Below are 14902 nucleotides of genomic sequence, written 5' to 3' on the forward strand. Positions count from 1 at the left end.
GAGAGGGAGGCTGCGTGCCGTCTGCAAACCCGCCCGGTGCACCGACGACCGGGTACCCGTGGCCCATCGAGACCACCCGGCTCGCCAACGGGCTGCGGGTGGTGGTCAGTGAGGACCACGCCGCGCCCGTCGTCGCCGTGAACCTCTGGTACGACGTCGGTTCCCGCCACGAGCCGGACGGCCAGACCGGTTTCGCCCACCTCTTCGAGCACCTGATGTTCGAGGGGTCCGTGCACGTGGCGAAGACCGAGCACATGAAACTGATCCAGGGCTCCGGCGGCTCGCTCAACGCGACCACCAACCCGGACCGGACCAACTACTTCGAGACCGTCCCGGCCGAGCACCTGGAGCTCGCGCTCTGGCTGGAGGCGGACCGGATGGGCGGCCTGGTGCCGGCGCTCACCCAGGAGACGCTGGACAACCAGCGCGAGGTGGTGAAGAACGAGCGCCGCCAGCGGTACGAGAACGTGCCCTACGGCGACGCCTGGCTGCGCCTGCTCCCGCTGCTCTACCCGGCCGGCCACCCGTACCACCACTCCACCATCGGCTCGATGGAGGATCTGAACGCGGCGGACCTGGCCACGTTCCAGGCGTTCCACACCACCTACTACCGGCCGAACAACGCGGTCCTGACCGTGGTCGGCGACACCACCGCGGCCGAGGTCTTCGCGCTCGCGGAGAAGTACTTCGGCACGATCGAGCGCGGCGAGATCCCGCCGGCGCCGGAGTCCGCGCTGCCCGGCGGCCTGACCGAGCCGGCCCGCGAGGTCGTCCGGTCCGAGGTGCCCGCGCCGCGCCTCTACCTGTCGCACCGCACCGCGCCGTTCGGCACCCGCGACTACGACGTGGTCACCGTGCTGGCCGGCATCCTCGGCAGCGGCCGTGGCAGCCGTCTCTACCGGCGGCTGGTCGACGAGGCCCGGCTGGCCCAGCCGGACAACATCGGCGCCTACGGTGTGGACCTGGCCTACGCGCCCGCGCCGGTGATCATCTCCGCCACCGCGAAGGACGGCGTGGACGCTGACGCGCTGGAGGCCGGCCTGACCGCGGTGCTGGCGGAGCTGGCCGCCGGCGACATCACGGACGACGAGATCGACCGGGCGAAGGCGCTGCTCACCACCCAGTGGTGGCGGCAGGTGTCCACCGCGGGCGGCCGGTCCGACCTGCTCGGGCGGTACGCGACGCAGCTCGGCGACCCGGCACGGATCGGCGGGCAGCTGCCGTCCTGGCTGTCCGTGACCGCGGACGAGCTGCGGGCCTCCGCCGCGGCGCTGCTGTCCGCGCAGAGCCGCGTCACGCTGGTCTACCTGCCCGCAACCGAGGCCGCCGAGTCTGAGGAGAACGACAAGTGACGCTGGTTTCCGAGCGGCCCGGCACCGGCGCGCCGCGGCCGTACACGTTCCCCCGGATCGTCCGCCGGGACATCGCCGGTGGGCGCGTGATCGCGGCGCACCTGCCCGGCCAGGCGCTCTCCGTCGCGACGCTGCTGCTCGACGGCGGTGCCGGGCACGAGCCGGCCGGCCGCGAGGGGCTCGCGTCCGTGGTGGCGAAGGCGCTGGAGGAGGGCACCGCGTCGCGCGACGCCACCGCGTACGCGCTGGCGCTGGAGGGCCTGGGCGCGGAGCTGTCCACCTCGGCCGACTGGGACACGTTCATGGTCGGCACGTCCGCGCCCGCGCACCTGCTGCCGCGCGCGCTGGAGCTGGTCGCGGAGGCGGCCCGCACGCCCGCGCTGCGCCCGGCCGACGTGGAGCGGGTCCGCGACGACGAGGTCACCGGCCTGAAGATGGACTGGGCCTCGCCCGGCCCGCGCGCGGACGCGGCGCTGCGGGCCGACCTGTTCGGCGCCGGCGAGCGCTACGGCCGCCCGCTGCACGGCGATCCGGCCTCGGTCGCGGCCGTGACCGTGGACGACGTGACCGCGTTCCACCGCAGCTGGCTGACCCGGCCCGGCGTGCTGGTCGTCGTCGGCGACCTGGACGTGCTGGACCTGGACGCGCTGGCCGCGACCGCGTTCGCCGGGACCGTGCCGTCCGAGATCGAGACGACCGGCCCGCTGGACGTGCCGATCGCGGACACCCGGAAGATCATCCTGGTGGACCGGCCCGGCTCCGTGCAGTCCACGCTGCGACTCGGCCACCGGGCGCCGCACCGGGCGCACCCGGACTACGTGCCGATGACGCTCACCGGCACCGTGCTCGGCGGCGCGTTCACGTCCCGGCTGAACCACCTGATCCGAGAGGTTCGCGGGTACACGTACGGCATCCGCGGCGACTTCGGCCTGGCCCGGCGCTTCGGCCGGCTGCTGATCAGCGCCGGGGTGCAGACGAAGTTCACCGCGCCCGCGCTGGTCGACACGATCGGCGAGACGAGCCGCACCCAGTCCGGCGGCGTGACCGAGGACGAGCTGGCGGTGGCGCGCTCCTGGCGGGCCGGTCAGCTCTCGGTCGAGATGCAGACGCCGGGCGCGATCGCCGGCGCGCTGGCCACGCTGGTCGTGCACGGCCTGCCGGACGACTACTACCCGCGCCTGCGCGAGTCGCTGCTGTCCGCCACCGTGGACGAGGTCTCCGCCGCCGCGGCCGCCCACCTGCACCCGCGCGGCCTGACCATGGTGGTCGAGGGTGACGCCGCCGTGATCCGCGACGACCTGGTGGCCACCGGCCTCGGCGAGGTCGTGGACGGCTGACCCGTCTCCCCGGCCCGCCCGGTGAACCGGGCGGGCCGGGGTGCCCACTCCAACGGGTGGGGATGTCCGTTTCTCCCCTTTTAGCGAGCGGCTCACAGCTGTCTCACAGCATTGCTTCACCCCAGGCGCAGGCTTGTTTGGCAGGGTCCCTGCCATGGTCAGTGGCGCACGGACAGGGACGTCCGGCCGGGTCCTGGTAGCCGACGACGACGCGAACATCAGGCAGCTTCTCTCGATGACGCTGCGTGCGGCCGGTTTCGAGGTCGTCACCGCACCGGACGGTGTCCGGGCCGTGGCCACGGCCGCGACCGTCCACCCCGACGTCGTGGTGCTGGACGTGATGATGCCCGGCAAGAACGGCTTCGACGTGGCCGACGAGATGCGCGCCTCCGACGCCCCGCCGGCGGTGCTGTTCCTCACCGCCCGCGACAGCACGGACAACCGCCGCCGCGCGGCCGAGGTGTCCGCCGACTACATGACCAAGCCGTTCGCGCTGGCCGATCTGGTCGCCCACGTGCGCGCACTGGCGGGCTGAACAGCAAAACCCTTTTATTTACCCAGTTGGTCTCACATCACCTGCCGAGGCCTCCCGGCGACACCGGTCGTCGCTGGCGCTCCTCCCTGCCATTGCCGTGGGCGCACGGTCAAAACCCGTCCGGGGCGATTCCGGGCGTGGGAGCGCCCATCCGTACCCCCGTGTGATCAGATCTGGTTCTCGCCGCCGTCCACGTAGAGGTTGGCGCCCAGCATGAAGCTGCTGTCGGACGAGGCCAGGAACGCGACCGCGGCCGCGATCTCGTCCGGATGCGCCAGGCGGCCGATGGCGATGCGGGCGGCCTCGTGCGCCTTGAAGGCCGGTGCGTTCTCCTCGCCGGCGAGCTCGGTCATGCCGGAGGTGTCGGTCGGCCCCGGCGAGATGGCGTTGACCCGGATGCCGCGGCCCTTGAGCTCGTTCGCCCAGGTCCGCGCGTAGGACCGGATCGCGGCCTTGGACGCGGAGTACGCGCCGAACCCCGCGACCGCGTTGTCCGCCGCGGTGGACGCGTTGAGGATCACCGAGGCACCCTCGTTGAGCAGCGGCAGCGCCTTCTGCACGGTCAGCATCGTGCCGGTGACGTTGACGCCGAAGACGCGGCCGAGCTCCTCCGCGGTGATCGTCTCGATCGTGTCCCAGGACGCGGCGGCCGCGTTGGCGAACACCACGTCCAGCCCCGTACCGTGCGCGCGGACCGCGTCGTAGAGCCGGTCCAGGTCGGCCGGGTCGGTGATGTCGCCGGCCACGGCCGTGACGCCGTCGCCGATGGCCTCGACCGCCTCGTCCAGTTCGGCCTTCCGGCGGCCGATGATGAACACGTGCGCGCCCTCGGCCACGAACCGCGCGGCCGTGGCCCGGCCGATGCCGCGCGTGCCGCCACCGGTGATGACGGCGGTCTTTCCTGCGAGTCGGTTCATGACGTCATCCCCTCGGAGATAATTCTGTTCCGGTCGGAACGGAACAGAACTGTAGCAGTTGTGTTCCGGGCGGAACAGAAGGACGTATGATCGCGACGTGACAGACCTGCAGCGCGCACCGGTGGGACGGCCGCGAGGCTTCGACGCGGACGAGGCGCTGGACAAGGCCATGCTGGTGTTCTGGGGCCGGGGCTACGACGGGGTCAGCCTGAGCGACCTGGCCCGCGCGATGGGCATCACCAAGACGAGCCTCTACGCCGCCTTCGGCAACAAGGACGACCTGTTCCGGAAGGCGCTGCTCCGCTACAACGAGGGCCCGGCCTCCTACGCGGTCAGCGCGCTCACGGAGCCGACGTCACGCGAGGTGGCCACGGCCTATCTGACCGGCTCGGTGCGGGCGAGCACCTGGCCCGGCGGGCCGCCCGGCTGTCTGTCCACCCAGGCGTTCATGGCCGCCGGCCACCTCAACCAGCCGCTGCGCGACGTCCTCCGCGCCTGGCAGCTGGAGAGCCGGTCCACGCTGCGCGACCGGTTCCAGCGGGCGATCGACGACGGCGACCTGCCCGCGGCGTCCGATCCGGACCTGCTCGCCCGCTATCTGATGATGACCGCGGACGGCCTGGCCGTGCAGGCGTCGGCCGGTGCGACCCGCGCGGAGCTGCAGCAACTGGCCGACGCCGCCGTCCGCAACTGGCCGCCGGCCTGATTCCTCAGGTGAGCAGGTGGCTCCGCATGGCGTCGATCGCCGCCGGGGCCAGGCCGGCGTGCAGCGCGTACGCCTCGACGGAGCCGTACTTCTCCCGCAGCTCGGTGAGGAACGCGGCGATGGTCTCGGGCTCCGAGCCGAAGAACGGCGTCGGGTACGCCCCCGTGCCGGCCCAGGTCGACCGCACGTGCGCACTGAAGCGGGCCGACGCCTCCGTGCTCAGCGCGTAGTCCGCGATGATGTCCTCGTCCGCCACGCCGAGCAGGCCCAGCGTCAGCGCGACCGTGATGCCGGTGCGGTCCTTGCCGGCCACGCAGTGCACCACCACGGGCGCGGACGCGTCGCGGGCGATCAGCGTCAGGGCCTCGGCCCAGCCCGCGGCGCCGGTCTCGGCCATGTCGCGGTAGCGGTCGGCCATCCAGCGCGCGTTCGTCAGGCCGCTGCCCTCGAACGGCGTGTCCTCCCACTCCGCGTGCTCCGGGTGGATGTGGTGGTAGTCGAGGCCGAAGTGCTCCGGGACCCGGCCGTCGCGGGTGATCTCGTGCGGCCGCCGGAGATCGATCACGGTGCGCACGCCCAGCTCACGGAACGCGGCCTCGTCGGCGGCGTCGAGCCGGTGCAGCGAGTCGGATCGGAAGAGCCGCCGCCAGCGGACCGTGCGGCCGTCCAGGCCGGGGTAGCCGCCGACGTCGCGGAAGTTGAACGTGGCCGAGAAGGGGTAGCTACGCGTCGTCTCCACCCCGGAAACCTTAGTGCAGGACGGGGTACGGCCGGTGGGGCTGCAGCCCCACCGGCCGTCGTACCCGTCGCCGCGACTACATCCGCGGCGGCGCGATCTGACTCGGCGTCGCGTACGAGTCGCCGTAGTACCCGCCTACCTTGTCCCGGTAGACCGGGTCACCGTGACGGTCGTCGTCGTACTCCGGAGCGGACTTGATCTGCTCCTTCGTGCGGTCCACGTAGACCTTGTGGTCGTCGTGGTCCACGTTGTTGACGACGCCGGCCGGAAGCATGACCTTCTTACCGAAGATCCACGGCCCGGTGTCGACCACCAGGTATCCGGCGCCGACCTCGGTGCTGGCCGAATCGACCTTGCCGATGTGCCCGTCGGTCGCCTCCACCTTGTAGCCGGCCAGGGCGGCGCCGGTCACGCCGGCGTCCTCCCGGTAGGCCCAGGCGTCCCAGGTGCCGCTGTTGCCCACCGCGCCCGCCGGCGTCGCGCCGGTGAACGTGGTGCCCGTCGCCTCGGTGGTCACGGAGTCGTGGCCGAGAGTCTCGGGCGCGGGCGACTGGAACGGGGTGTCGTACGCGTTCGTCGTCTGAGGTGTAGGGCCGGTCATGATGGCTTTCCTCCTCTTCTCGACTGCTTGCTCTGTCGCCATTCGACATACCCGGCGTCCGGCGGATCTAACCCAGCGCCTCCGACGCGTCGACGGTGACCGCGGTCGCGTGCACCACGGCCGCGATCCGCAACGCCTCGGGCACGGCCGTCCCGGGAAGCCCCGCCCGGCGTACCCCCTGGTCATGGTTTTTCAGACAGACCTCGCAGCCGGCGATCGCGGACACGGCCAGGCACCACAGCTCGAAGTCGGCCCGGGTGACGCCGGCGGCGGCGAGCACGGGCGAGGTGATCACGCGCATGCGCAGGCCGACCGGGTGGGTGGCGCCGATCATGTGCTGCGCGCGGTAGTAGACGTTGTTCATCGCCATGATCGACGCGGCCGCCTTCGCCTGCGCCACCACCGGCGGTGCGAGGCGCGCGGACGCCTCGGCCGCGAGCACGCGCACCACGGTCGCGCTCCGGGACGCGATCGCGCACGCCAGCGCCGCACCCCACGCCTGCACGTCGGTCAGCGGCGTCTCCCGCAGCACGCGCGTGAGGTTCTCCCGGAGATCGCCGGCGTACGCGGGGAGCGATTCTTGCAGTTCAGAGAGGTTCACCCTGAAGGTCCGTCCCGGATCGTGGGTTTCTGCCACCGAATCATGGACAACGGTGGCAAGCTTTCCAACGTGACTTCCTACGTCCTGATTATTGGCACCTAGCGCACCGGCATCCCCTCGCCGAGTGCGCAGACCTCCCGCGACCGCGGGGGGTCTTTTTGTTGGTCCGCTCACGCCAGACAAAGAAGGTACTAGCCATGACCTACCAGGTGTTCGACACGACGCTCCGCGACGGCGCGCAGCGCGAGGGGATCAGTTTCTCGGTCGTCGACAAGCTCGCCGTCGCGCGGCTGCTCGACGAGTTCGGCGTCGGCTTCATCGAGGGCGGCTGGCCCGGCGCGATGCCGAAGGACACCGAGTTCTTCCGCAGGGCCCGCACCGAGCTGAACCTGAAGCACGCGAAACTGGTCGCGTTCGGCGCCACCCGCAAGGCCGGCGTGGACGTGGCCGAGGACCCGCAGGTCCAGGCGCTGCTCGACTCCGAGGCGCCGGTCGTCTGCCTGGTCGCCAAGTCCGACATCCGGCACGTGGAGCGTGCGCTGCGCACCACCGGGGACGAGAACCTGGCGATGGTCCGGGACAGCGTCGCCCACTTCGTCGCCCACGGCCGCCGCGTCTTCCTCGACTGCGAGCACTTCTTCGACGGCTTCCGCTTCGACCCCGGCTACACCGCGTCCGTGGTCGCGGCCGCGCTGGAGGCCGGCGCCGAGCGCGTGGTCATGTGCGACACGAACGGCGGCATGGTCCCGTCCCGGATCACGGCCGCGATCTCCGAACTGACCGGGAAGCTCGGCATCGAGCCGGACCGGCTCGGCATCCACTGCCAGAACGACACCTCCTGCGCGGTCGCGAACACGATCGCCGCGGTCGAGGCCGGCGTGAAGCACTTCCAGTGCACCGCCAACGGGTACGGCGAGCGTCCCGGCAACGCAGACCTGTTCGCCGTGGTCGGCAACCTGCAACTCAAGCTCGGGCTGCCCGTCCTACCGGACGGCTGCCTGGAGAAGGCGATGCGCGTCTCGCACGGCATCGCCGAGATCGCCAACATCGCCCCCGACACCCACCAGGCCTACGTCGGGGCCGCGGCATTCGCTCACAAGGCGGGGCTGCACGCGAGCGCGATCAAAGTGGACCCGGTGCTCTACAACCATGTCGACCCGTCCGTGGTCGGCAACGACATGCGCATCCTGGTCACCGAGATGGCCGGCCGGGCCAGCATCGAGCTCAAGTCACGCGAGCTCGGTGTCGACCTGGCCGGGCAGCCGGAGGCGCTGTCCCGGGTCACCAAGCGGGTCAAGGAGCTGGAGGCGGAGGGCTGGAGCTTCGAGGCCGCGGACGCCTCGTTCGAGCTGCTGGTCCGCTCCGAACTGCCGGGCGCGGAGCCGGTCCGGCCGTTCGCGCTGGAGTCGTACCGGGTGATCGTGGAGCACCGGGAGGACGGTGCGGTGGTCTCCGAGGCGACCGTGAAGGTCCGCGTCCGCGACGAGCGCGTGATCGCCACCGCCGAGGGCAACGGCCCGGTCAACGCGCTGGACGAGGCGCTGCGGCAGGCGCTCTCCGCGCACTACCCGGCACTGGCCACGTTCGAACTGGCCGACTACAAGGTCCGCATCCTGGAGGGCTCGCACGGCACGGCCGCGGTCACCCGCGTGCTGGTCGGCACGAAGGCGGCCCAGGACGGCGGCTGGACCACGGTCGGCGTGCACGAGAACGTGGTCGAGGCATCGTGGCATGCGCTGGTCGACGCGCTGACCTACGGCGTGAACCACCCGGCATGACGTGCGGCGGGGGGGTCTTTCAAAGACACCCCCGCCACGGTACGTCAGCCCGGCGGCAGCGTCATGGTGACCAGGACCGGGCGGTGGTCGGAGCCGGGCAGGCGCAGGACCCGCAGCGACTCGATCCGGATGCGCGCGTCCGCCAGCACGTGGTCGAGCTGGACCGGCGGGATCGGGTCACCGTCGTACGGCCCCCACGTCCCGGCCAGCCCCATGCCCGTGGCATCCGCCGCGTCCCGGTAGCCGGACGCGACCAGCGCGCGCAGCGGCGAGTGGTCCAGCGTGGAGTTGAAGTCGCCGAGCAGCAACCGCACCGGCCCGTCCGGCATGGCCCGCGGCTCGTTGCCCAGATCCTCCCGCCAGTCGTCGAGCACCGGCGCACCCCACGGCGCCATCGGATGCACGGACTCGGCCAGCACCGGCACCGCCCCCGGCACGCTCACCGTCCCGTAGGCCTGCGCGAACCCGGACGTGTGCACCCGGACACCCACGTCCGTGAGCGGGTACCGCGAGTAGAGCGCGGACCCGGCGGCCGAGTTGATCGGGTGCAGCTGCCGGTACGGCAGCAGCGCGCCGGCCCCGCGCGCCTCCAGCTCGTCCGCCACGTCCTGGGTGAACTCCTGGATCGCCAGCACGTCCACCTCGTACGCGCGGATCAGCGCGACCAGCGCGTCCGGATCCGCGCCGCCGCCCAGCACGTTCGACGTCATCACCCGCAGCTCCGGCCCGCCGCCCGCCCCTCGGTCCGCGTCCGGCAGCGCGCGGGGCAGCACCATCGCGGTCAGCGCGGTCGCGGCCAGCACCGCGAGCACCGCGGGCCGCCACCGGCGCAGCACCAGCGTCACCACGGCGACGACCAGCGCGCCCGCGGTGACGTAGGGCGTGAACGCGATCAGCTGAATGACCGGACCGTGGTCCAGCCCGAGCCCGCGCACCACCGCCCACACCGCACCCGGCACCGCGGCGATCCAGCAGAGCGCGGTCCTCCTCGACACCACAGAAAGATCCACACTCATGTCCGGCACGCTAGCGGCGAATCGGCGCCGCCCGCCACGAAACGCCGCTGTGCGTCATCCGACGCAACGTTACGGACGGCCGGAACCGTCAGAGGGCCGGCAGGGTGAGCACGGCCAGCACCGCCCGGTGGTCCGAACCGCCGACGCCGAAGACCTCGACGCTCTCCACCCGTACCCGGTGATCCACCAGCACGTGGTCGAGCGTGACCGGCGGGACGATCGCGCCGGCGTACGGCCCCCAGGTGCCGGTCAGCCCGCTGCCGTCCACCGCGGCCGCGTCCCGGTAGCCGGTCGCCAGCAGCCCGAGCAGCGGCGAGTGGTCCAGCGTGGCGTTGAAGTCGCCGAGCAGCATGCGTACCGGCCCGTCCGGCGTGGCCGGGGTGAGCGCGGTCAGATCCGTGCGCCAGTCGTCACTGACCAGCGGACTCCACGGCGCCATCGGGTGTACGGACTCGGCCAGCAGCGGCTGCGCCCCGGGCACCGCGACGGTGGCGTACGACGCGGAGTGCCCCAGGTACGGCGCCACCGACGACGGCGACGGGTACCGGTGCGTGCCGCCGTCGCGCAGCGGGTGCCGCGAGTAGATGCCGGAGCCGCTGGTGCCCTCCTCCGGATTCGTCTGCTGGTACGGCAGCCGCCCGCCGATCCCGCCCGCGGTCAGCGCGGCGTCCAGCAGCGGCGTGTGCTCCTGCAGCGCGAGCACGTCCACGTCCTGCGCGTCGACCAGCGCGATGATCTCGGCCGGGTCGGCCGCGCCACCGAGCACGTTCACGGTGAGCACCCGGATCCGCGGCCCGCCGCCTTCCCCGCGGTCGGAGTCCGGAATCGCCCGCGGCGCCACCAGCGAGACCAGCACCGCACCGGCCAGCAGCGCGACGATCCCCGCGGCCCGCCTCCGCAGCAGCAACGCGACCACGGCCACGCCGAACGCCCCCGCCGCGACGTACGGCGTGAACGCGAGCAGTTGCACGAGCGGGCCGTAGTCGAGCCCGCCCACCCGCACTCCCGCCCACGCCACCAGCAGGACCACCGCCGCCCAGCAGACCACCCCGGCCCACCGCGCCCGTCCACGCACCTGCGGCGCCGTCACCGGCTCGATCTGCGATTCCATGCCGCGGACTCTAGCCGTGTTGATCAACGCGGCATCCACCGATACTGCACCGAGTGTTACTGCATCCGGTACGGACAAGGGAGGCGTAAACAAAAAAATGGGCGCTTCCGTAAGCGGAAGCGCCCATCGTGACCGGCCGCGGCACTCAGAGGATCTTGTGGATCCAGCCGTGGGTGTCGGGGGCGGAGCCGCGCTGGATGTCGACCAGCTGCTGGCGCAGGGACATGGTGACCTCGCCGGAGACGGCGCCGCCGATGGTGAACTCGCCGGACGGGAAGCGGGCCGTGCCGATCGGGGTGATGACGGCGGCGGTGCCACAGGCGAAGGCCTCGCGGATGCGGCCGGACTCCGCACCGGCACGCCACTCGTCGAAGCTGATCGGGCGTTCGACGACCTCGTGGCCGGCCTCGCGGGCGAGCGTGATGACCGACTCGCGCGTGATGCCGGGGAGGATGGTGCCGGTGAGCGGCGGCGTGACCAGGGTGCCGTCGTCGAAGACGAAGAAGATGTTCATGCCGCCGAGCTCGTCGACGTACTTCTGCTCGACCGCGTCCAGGAAGACGACCTGGTCGCAGCCGGCCTCGATCGCCTCGGCCTGGGCGGCCAGGGACGCGGCGTAGTTGCCGCCGCACTTGGCCGCGCCGGTGCCGCCGGGGGCCGCGCGCGTGTAGTCGGGCGAGACCCAGACGGTGACCGGCTTGACGCCGCCGGAGAAGTACGCGCCGACCGGGGACGCGATGACCAGGTACAGGTACTCGCGGGCGGGGCGGACACCGAGGAAGACCTCGCTGGCGTACATGAACGGCCGCAGGTAGAGGCTGCCGTCCGCGTCGGTCGGGATCCAGTCCCGGTCGATCGTGACCAGCTCGCGCAGCGAGTCGAGGAACGCCTGCTCGGGCAGCGCGGGCATGGACATCCGGTCGGCGGACAGGTTGAAACGCTGTGCGTTCGCCTCCGGGCGGAAGATCGAGACGCCGCCGTCGGCCGTGGTGTACGCCTTCAGCCCCTCGAAGATCTCCTGCGCGTAGTGCAGCACCGCGGACGCCGGGTCCATCGGGATCGGCGCGCGGGGCTCGACGCGGGCGTCGTACCAGCCCTTGCCCTCGGCGTAGCGCACGGTGACCATGTGGTCGGTGAAGATGCGCCCGAATCCCGGGTTCACCAACTGCGCGGCGCGGTCAGCGGCGGCTACCGGGGCGGGATTCGGACGGATCTCGAAGTCGAGCTTGTCACCACCGCTCATAGCGCTGGTACCTCCATATGCACGTCACGGTTTGCTGAAACTTACCCCGAACGGTCGTTCAAGGGCACGCAGGGCCGTGATCGGCAGCCGGCCGGACGACCCTGCGGAAGAAGGGCGTTACGACCGGATGGTACGAAGCTGTCAGGAGGCAGCAGCAGCCAGCCGGTCACCGACGTCGGCGGTGCGCAGCGGTGCCCCCGGGGTACGGGCGGCCAGCTCGCCGGCGACCGCCTCGGTTACTCGGGCGGCCGCGTCGGGGTGCCCCAGGTGGTCCAGGAGCAGTGACGCGGAGAGCACGGCCGCGGCCGGGTCGGCCACGCCCTTGCCCGCGATGTCCGGCGCGGAGCCGTGCACCGGCTCGAACATGGACGGGAACCGGCGCTCCGGGTTGATGCAGCCGCTGGCCGCGAGCCCGATGCCGCCGGTGACGGCCGCCGCGATGTCGGTGAGGATGTCACCGAAGAGGTTGTCGGTCACGACCACGTCGTAGCGCGACGGGTTGGTGACCATGAACATGGCAGCGGCGTCGACGTGCTGGTATTCCGTGGTCACGTCCGGGAACTCGGCCTTGACCGCGTCGAACGTGCGGGCCCAGAGACCACCGGCGTGGGTGAGCACGTTGGTCTTGTGCACCAGCGTGACCTTACGGCGCTCGCGGCGCTGCGCGCGGGCGAACGCGTCGCGGATGACGCGCTCGACGCCGTGCCGCGTGTTGAGGCTCTCCTCCGTGGCGACCTCGGCCGCCGTGTTGCGGTGCAGCACGCCGCCGGCGCCCGCGTAGAGGCCCTCGGTGCCCTCGCGGACGACCACGAAGTCGATCTCGCCGGGCTTGACCGCGCCGAGCGGGCCGGTGGTGCCGGGCCAGAGCTTCGACGGGCGCAGGTTCACGTACTGATCGAAGTCGAAGCGCATCTTGAGCAGCAGGCCGCGCTCTAGCACGCCCGGCGGCACGGTCGGGTCGCCGACGGCGCCGAGCAGGATCGCGTCGAACCCGGCCAGCTCGTCACGGACCGAGTCCGGCAGGACCTCGCCGGTGCGGTGGTATCGCGTGGCGCCGAGGTCGTAGTCGACCGTGTCGACGCCGGGCAGGACCGCCTGGATGACCTTGATCGCCTGAGCGGTCACCTCCGGGCCGATGCCGTCGCCGCCCACCACCGCGATCCGTGTCACGCCCGCACTCCTCAAAACGACATTCAAGACCCTGCCGACGGTACGCCCACGTCCCGTCAATCGGTACGACCGTCCCACATATCGGTCCGGTAACGCACAGGAAACTTATAGGTCGCGGCCACCTGCGGTTCAGGCTCGGAGCCTACGGTGATCCTTGGACAGAGTCGTCACCGACGGGGGAAGCACGATGACCACCACAGTCGCCACGAGGAACAGCCTTCTCGGCCGCACCAGGCCCGAGGGCATCGTCGTCCGCCACCAGGTGCAGGTCGGGGCAAACCAGTTCACCTTCTGCTTCACCGCCCCGCCGGCGATGGACCGCCGCGGCGCCGGCGAGGCCCTGGCGGACGCGGTGGCGGAGCTGCGCGCGCTGGACACCACGTTCGGCCCGCTGCGCGAGCGGAGCCTGGTCTCCCGGTTCCGCCGCGGCGAGATCTCCGCGGAGCTGTATGCGCCGCTCGCCGACCTGGTCGACCGCTGCATCCTGATGCGCGCGGCGACGGACGGCTGGTTCGACGCGTGGTCCGTGCCCGGCGGTTTCGACCCGAGCGGCCTGGTCAAGGGCTGGTCGGTCGAGCGGGCCGCGGCCCGGCTGCGCGCGGCCGGCGTGGAGAACTACGCGATCCACGCGGGTGCGGACGTGACCGTGCGCGGCCACTCCCCCGCCGGCCGGCCGTGGAAGATCGCGGTCCGGGATCCGTACGATGCCCGGCGCGTGATCGAGACGCTGGAGCTGACCTCCGGCGCGGTCGCCACCACGGGCGCGGCCGGCCGCCGGGACCACATCGTCGACCCGCACACCGGCCGCCAGGCCGAGGGCTTCGCGATCACCACGGTCGTCGGCCCGGAGCTCTCGGCCGCCAACGGTTACGCCATCGCGCTCTACGCCGCCGGCCCGACCGCGCTCACCTGGTTCCCCACCGCCGACGGTTACCGCGCGCTGGACCGCACCGGCCGCCTGTAGATCCACAGCTCGGCTCAGCCACCGACGCCCTCGGACGTTTCGGCGTGACCCGGCCACGTCGTGAGACGCAGGCGGTCGAGGCAAGGCGGACACGCTCTTTGTGTCTGCCTGCGACCGCCTTTCCTCGGCCGTGGCGGCGAGCCCGGAGGAGCGGAGCGACGACCGGAAGCAGAGCGGCCCCCGCGGGACTCGGCAACGAACAGCGAGGGCCGACCGGCGTGGGTGTGGTCCGTGCAGGAGGTCGCGGAGAACGCACCCGGTCGGCCACACCGGGGACACCGTCACCCGATGACGGGTCCCCATGGGCGATCGTCCCGGCCAGGCGGTCGCCCTGTGTGACCAATCAAACACGCTATCGGGATATCGGCCGTCATGACAAGGCCCGGCGGCCCGCGGAAGCATCGTGGCCCGCGTGTCGGTCGGGGCCGAGATGACCGATGCGCCAACGGATGGCATTCTTCCCCGGTGAGTTTCGACCTGGTGGTCTGGGCGCTTGACCGGACCGGTGAGCCTGCCGACGTGACGGCCGGACATAAGAGGTGCATGGCGGGTATCCATACCGCCGGTGTGCCCGACCGGCGCATCAATGCCTTCTACGCCGACCTGACAGCCCGATATCCCGATCGTTTCGCCACCGGCAACGCTTCGCCGTACGCGACGAAGCCGCTGCACGTGGCGCGCGACCACGTGGAGATCAAGCTGGTGGAGACGTGTCCCGACGAGGTGCTGCTTTTCGTCGAACAATTGGCGGGGGCGCACAATCTCATGCTTCTGGACGTACAGGGCGGATCGGTCTATCCGCCGCAGGCCACCACCTACCCACCACACTGAT

At 71.7% G+C, this 14902-nt stretch carries 15 protein-coding genes; 7 read left to right on the forward strand and 8 right to left on the reverse strand.

Annotated elements, in window-relative coordinates; genetic code table 11:
- The first annotated feature begins 14 nt into the window (after positions 1–14).
- From OP04_RS33565 to OP04_RS33575, 3 genes are all read left to right on the forward strand, one after another.
- Positions 15–1352 (forward strand): M16 family metallopeptidase, encoded by a 1338-nt coding sequence (locus tag OP04_RS33565; RefSeq protein WP_033343925.1) that lies wholly within the window; start codon positions 15–17, stop codon positions 1350–1352.
- Positions 1349–2689, forward strand: coding sequence for a M16 family metallopeptidase (locus OP04_RS33570; RefSeq protein WP_033343926.1), 1341 nt, complete (start codon positions 1349–1351; stop codon positions 2687–2689). Before OP04_RS33565 ends, OP04_RS33570 begins: the two co-directional genes overlap by 4 nt.
- A gap of 154 nt (positions 2690–2843) precedes the next feature.
- Positions 2844–3224, forward strand: a complete 381-nt coding sequence (locus OP04_RS33575) for a response regulator transcription factor (RefSeq protein WP_051799477.1) — start codon at positions 2844–2846, stop codon at positions 3222–3224.
- Between the two features lie 167 nt (positions 3225–3391).
- On the opposite strand, the gene OP04_RS33580 is transcribed toward OP04_RS33575, so the two are convergent.
- Complete coding sequence (locus OP04_RS33580; RefSeq protein WP_033343927.1) at positions 3392–4141, reverse strand: SDR family NAD(P)-dependent oxidoreductase; 750 nt, start codon at positions 4139–4141, stop codon at positions 3392–3394.
- Between the two features lie 97 nt (positions 4142–4238).
- Here OP04_RS33580 and OP04_RS33585 point away from each other — a divergent pair, with 97 nt between their 5' ends.
- The gene (locus OP04_RS33585; protein ID WP_033343928.1) at positions 4239–4847 is read left to right on the forward strand and encodes a TetR/AcrR family transcriptional regulator; all 609 of its coding nucleotides are present in this window, start codon (positions 4239–4241) and stop codon (positions 4845–4847) included.
- Between the two features lie 4 nt (positions 4848–4851).
- Here the strand turns inward: OP04_RS33585 and OP04_RS33590 are convergent, their stop codons facing one another.
- From OP04_RS33590 to OP04_RS33600, 3 genes are all read right to left on the reverse strand, one after another.
- Positions 4852–5586 (reverse strand): tyrosine-protein phosphatase, encoded by a 735-nt coding sequence (locus OP04_RS33590; RefSeq protein ID WP_033343929.1) that lies wholly within the window; start codon positions 5584–5586, stop codon positions 4852–4854.
- Positions 5587–5662: 76 nt separating this feature from the next.
- Positions 5663–6187, reverse strand: a complete 525-nt coding sequence (locus OP04_RS33595; protein ID WP_408606812.1) for a PRC-barrel domain-containing protein — start codon at positions 6185–6187, stop codon at positions 5663–5665.
- A gap of 67 nt (positions 6188–6254) precedes the next feature.
- Positions 6255–6788, reverse strand: a complete 534-nt coding sequence (locus tag OP04_RS33600) for a carboxymuconolactone decarboxylase family protein (protein WP_033343930.1) — start codon at positions 6786–6788, stop codon at positions 6255–6257.
- Positions 6789–6985: 197 nt separating this feature from the next.
- Here OP04_RS33600 and cimA point away from each other — a divergent pair, with 197 nt between their 5' ends.
- Positions 6986–8566 (forward strand): citramalate synthase, encoded by a 1581-nt coding sequence (gene cimA / locus OP04_RS33605; RefSeq protein ID WP_033343931.1) that lies wholly within the window; start codon positions 6986–6988, stop codon positions 8564–8566.
- A gap of 44 nt (positions 8567–8610) precedes the next feature.
- On the opposite strand, the gene OP04_RS33610 is transcribed toward cimA, so the two are convergent.
- From OP04_RS33610 to OP04_RS33625, 4 genes are all read right to left on the reverse strand, one after another.
- Positions 8611–9582, reverse strand: coding sequence for an endonuclease/exonuclease/phosphatase family protein (locus OP04_RS33610; RefSeq protein WP_033343985.1), 972 nt, complete (start codon positions 9580–9582; stop codon positions 8611–8613).
- A gap of 88 nt (positions 9583–9670) precedes the next feature.
- On the reverse strand, positions 9671–10630 hold the full coding sequence (locus OP04_RS33615; RefSeq protein ID WP_033343986.1) for an endonuclease/exonuclease/phosphatase family protein: 960 nt from the start codon (positions 10628–10630) through the stop codon (positions 9671–9673).
- 208 nt (positions 10631–10838) lie between these two features.
- A complete protein-coding gene (locus OP04_RS33620; RefSeq protein ID WP_033343932.1) occupies positions 10839–11936 on the reverse strand; it encodes a branched-chain amino acid aminotransferase in 1098 nt (365 codons plus the stop codon).
- Positions 11937–12077: 141 nt separating this feature from the next.
- Complete coding sequence (locus OP04_RS33625; RefSeq protein ID WP_033343933.1) at positions 12078–13106, reverse strand: 3-isopropylmalate dehydrogenase; 1029 nt, start codon at positions 13104–13106, stop codon at positions 12078–12080.
- A 187-nt stretch (positions 13107–13293) separates the two neighbouring features.
- On the opposite strand from OP04_RS33625, the gene OP04_RS33630 reads away from it, so the two are divergent.
- Together OP04_RS33630 and OP04_RS33635 are read left to right on the forward strand one after the other, a co-directional pair.
- Positions 13294–14070: an FAD:protein FMN transferase gene (locus OP04_RS33630; protein WP_051799478.1), complete on the forward strand. Its 777-nt coding sequence runs from the start codon at positions 13294–13296 to the stop codon at positions 14068–14070.
- A 465-nt stretch (positions 14071–14535) separates the two neighbouring features.
- Positions 14536–14901 (forward strand): hypothetical protein, encoded by a 366-nt coding sequence (locus tag OP04_RS33635; protein ID WP_033343934.1) that lies wholly within the window; start codon positions 14536–14538, stop codon positions 14899–14901.
- Position 14902: the final 1 nt, after the last annotated feature.

Origin of the sequence: Catenuloplanes japonicus (assembly GCF_000717135.1) — a bacterium.
Lineage (GTDB): Bacteria > Actinomycetota > Actinomycetes > Mycobacteriales > Micromonosporaceae > Catenuloplanes > Catenuloplanes japonicus.

Excerpts from the sequence above, each read along its gene's own strand:
- OP04_RS33575 (WP_051799477.1), top strand. The coding sequence starts at position 2,844 with ATGGTCAGTGGCGCACGGACAGGGACGTCCGGCCGGGTCCTGGTAGCC.
- OP04_RS33580 (WP_033343927.1), bottom strand. The coding sequence starts at position 4,141 with ATGAACCGACTCGCAGGAAAGACCGCCGTCATCACCGGTGGCGGCACG.
- OP04_RS33595 (WP_408606812.1), bottom strand. The coding sequence starts at position 6,187 with ATGACCGGCCCTACACCTCAGACGACGAACGCGTACGACACCCCGTTC.
- cimA (WP_033343931.1), top strand. The coding sequence starts at position 6,986 with ATGACCTACCAGGTGTTCGACACGACGCTCCGCGACGGCGCGCAGCGC.
- OP04_RS33610 (WP_033343985.1), bottom strand. The coding sequence starts at position 9,582 with ATGAGTGTGGATCTTTCTGTGGTGTCGAGGAGGACCGCGCTCTGCTGG.
- OP04_RS33620 (WP_033343932.1), bottom strand. The coding sequence starts at position 11,936 with ATGAGCGGTGGTGACAAGCTCGACTTCGAGATCCGTCCGAATCCCGCC.
- OP04_RS33630 (WP_051799478.1), top strand. The coding sequence starts at position 13,294 with ATGACCACCACAGTCGCCACGAGGAACAGCCTTCTCGGCCGCACCAGG.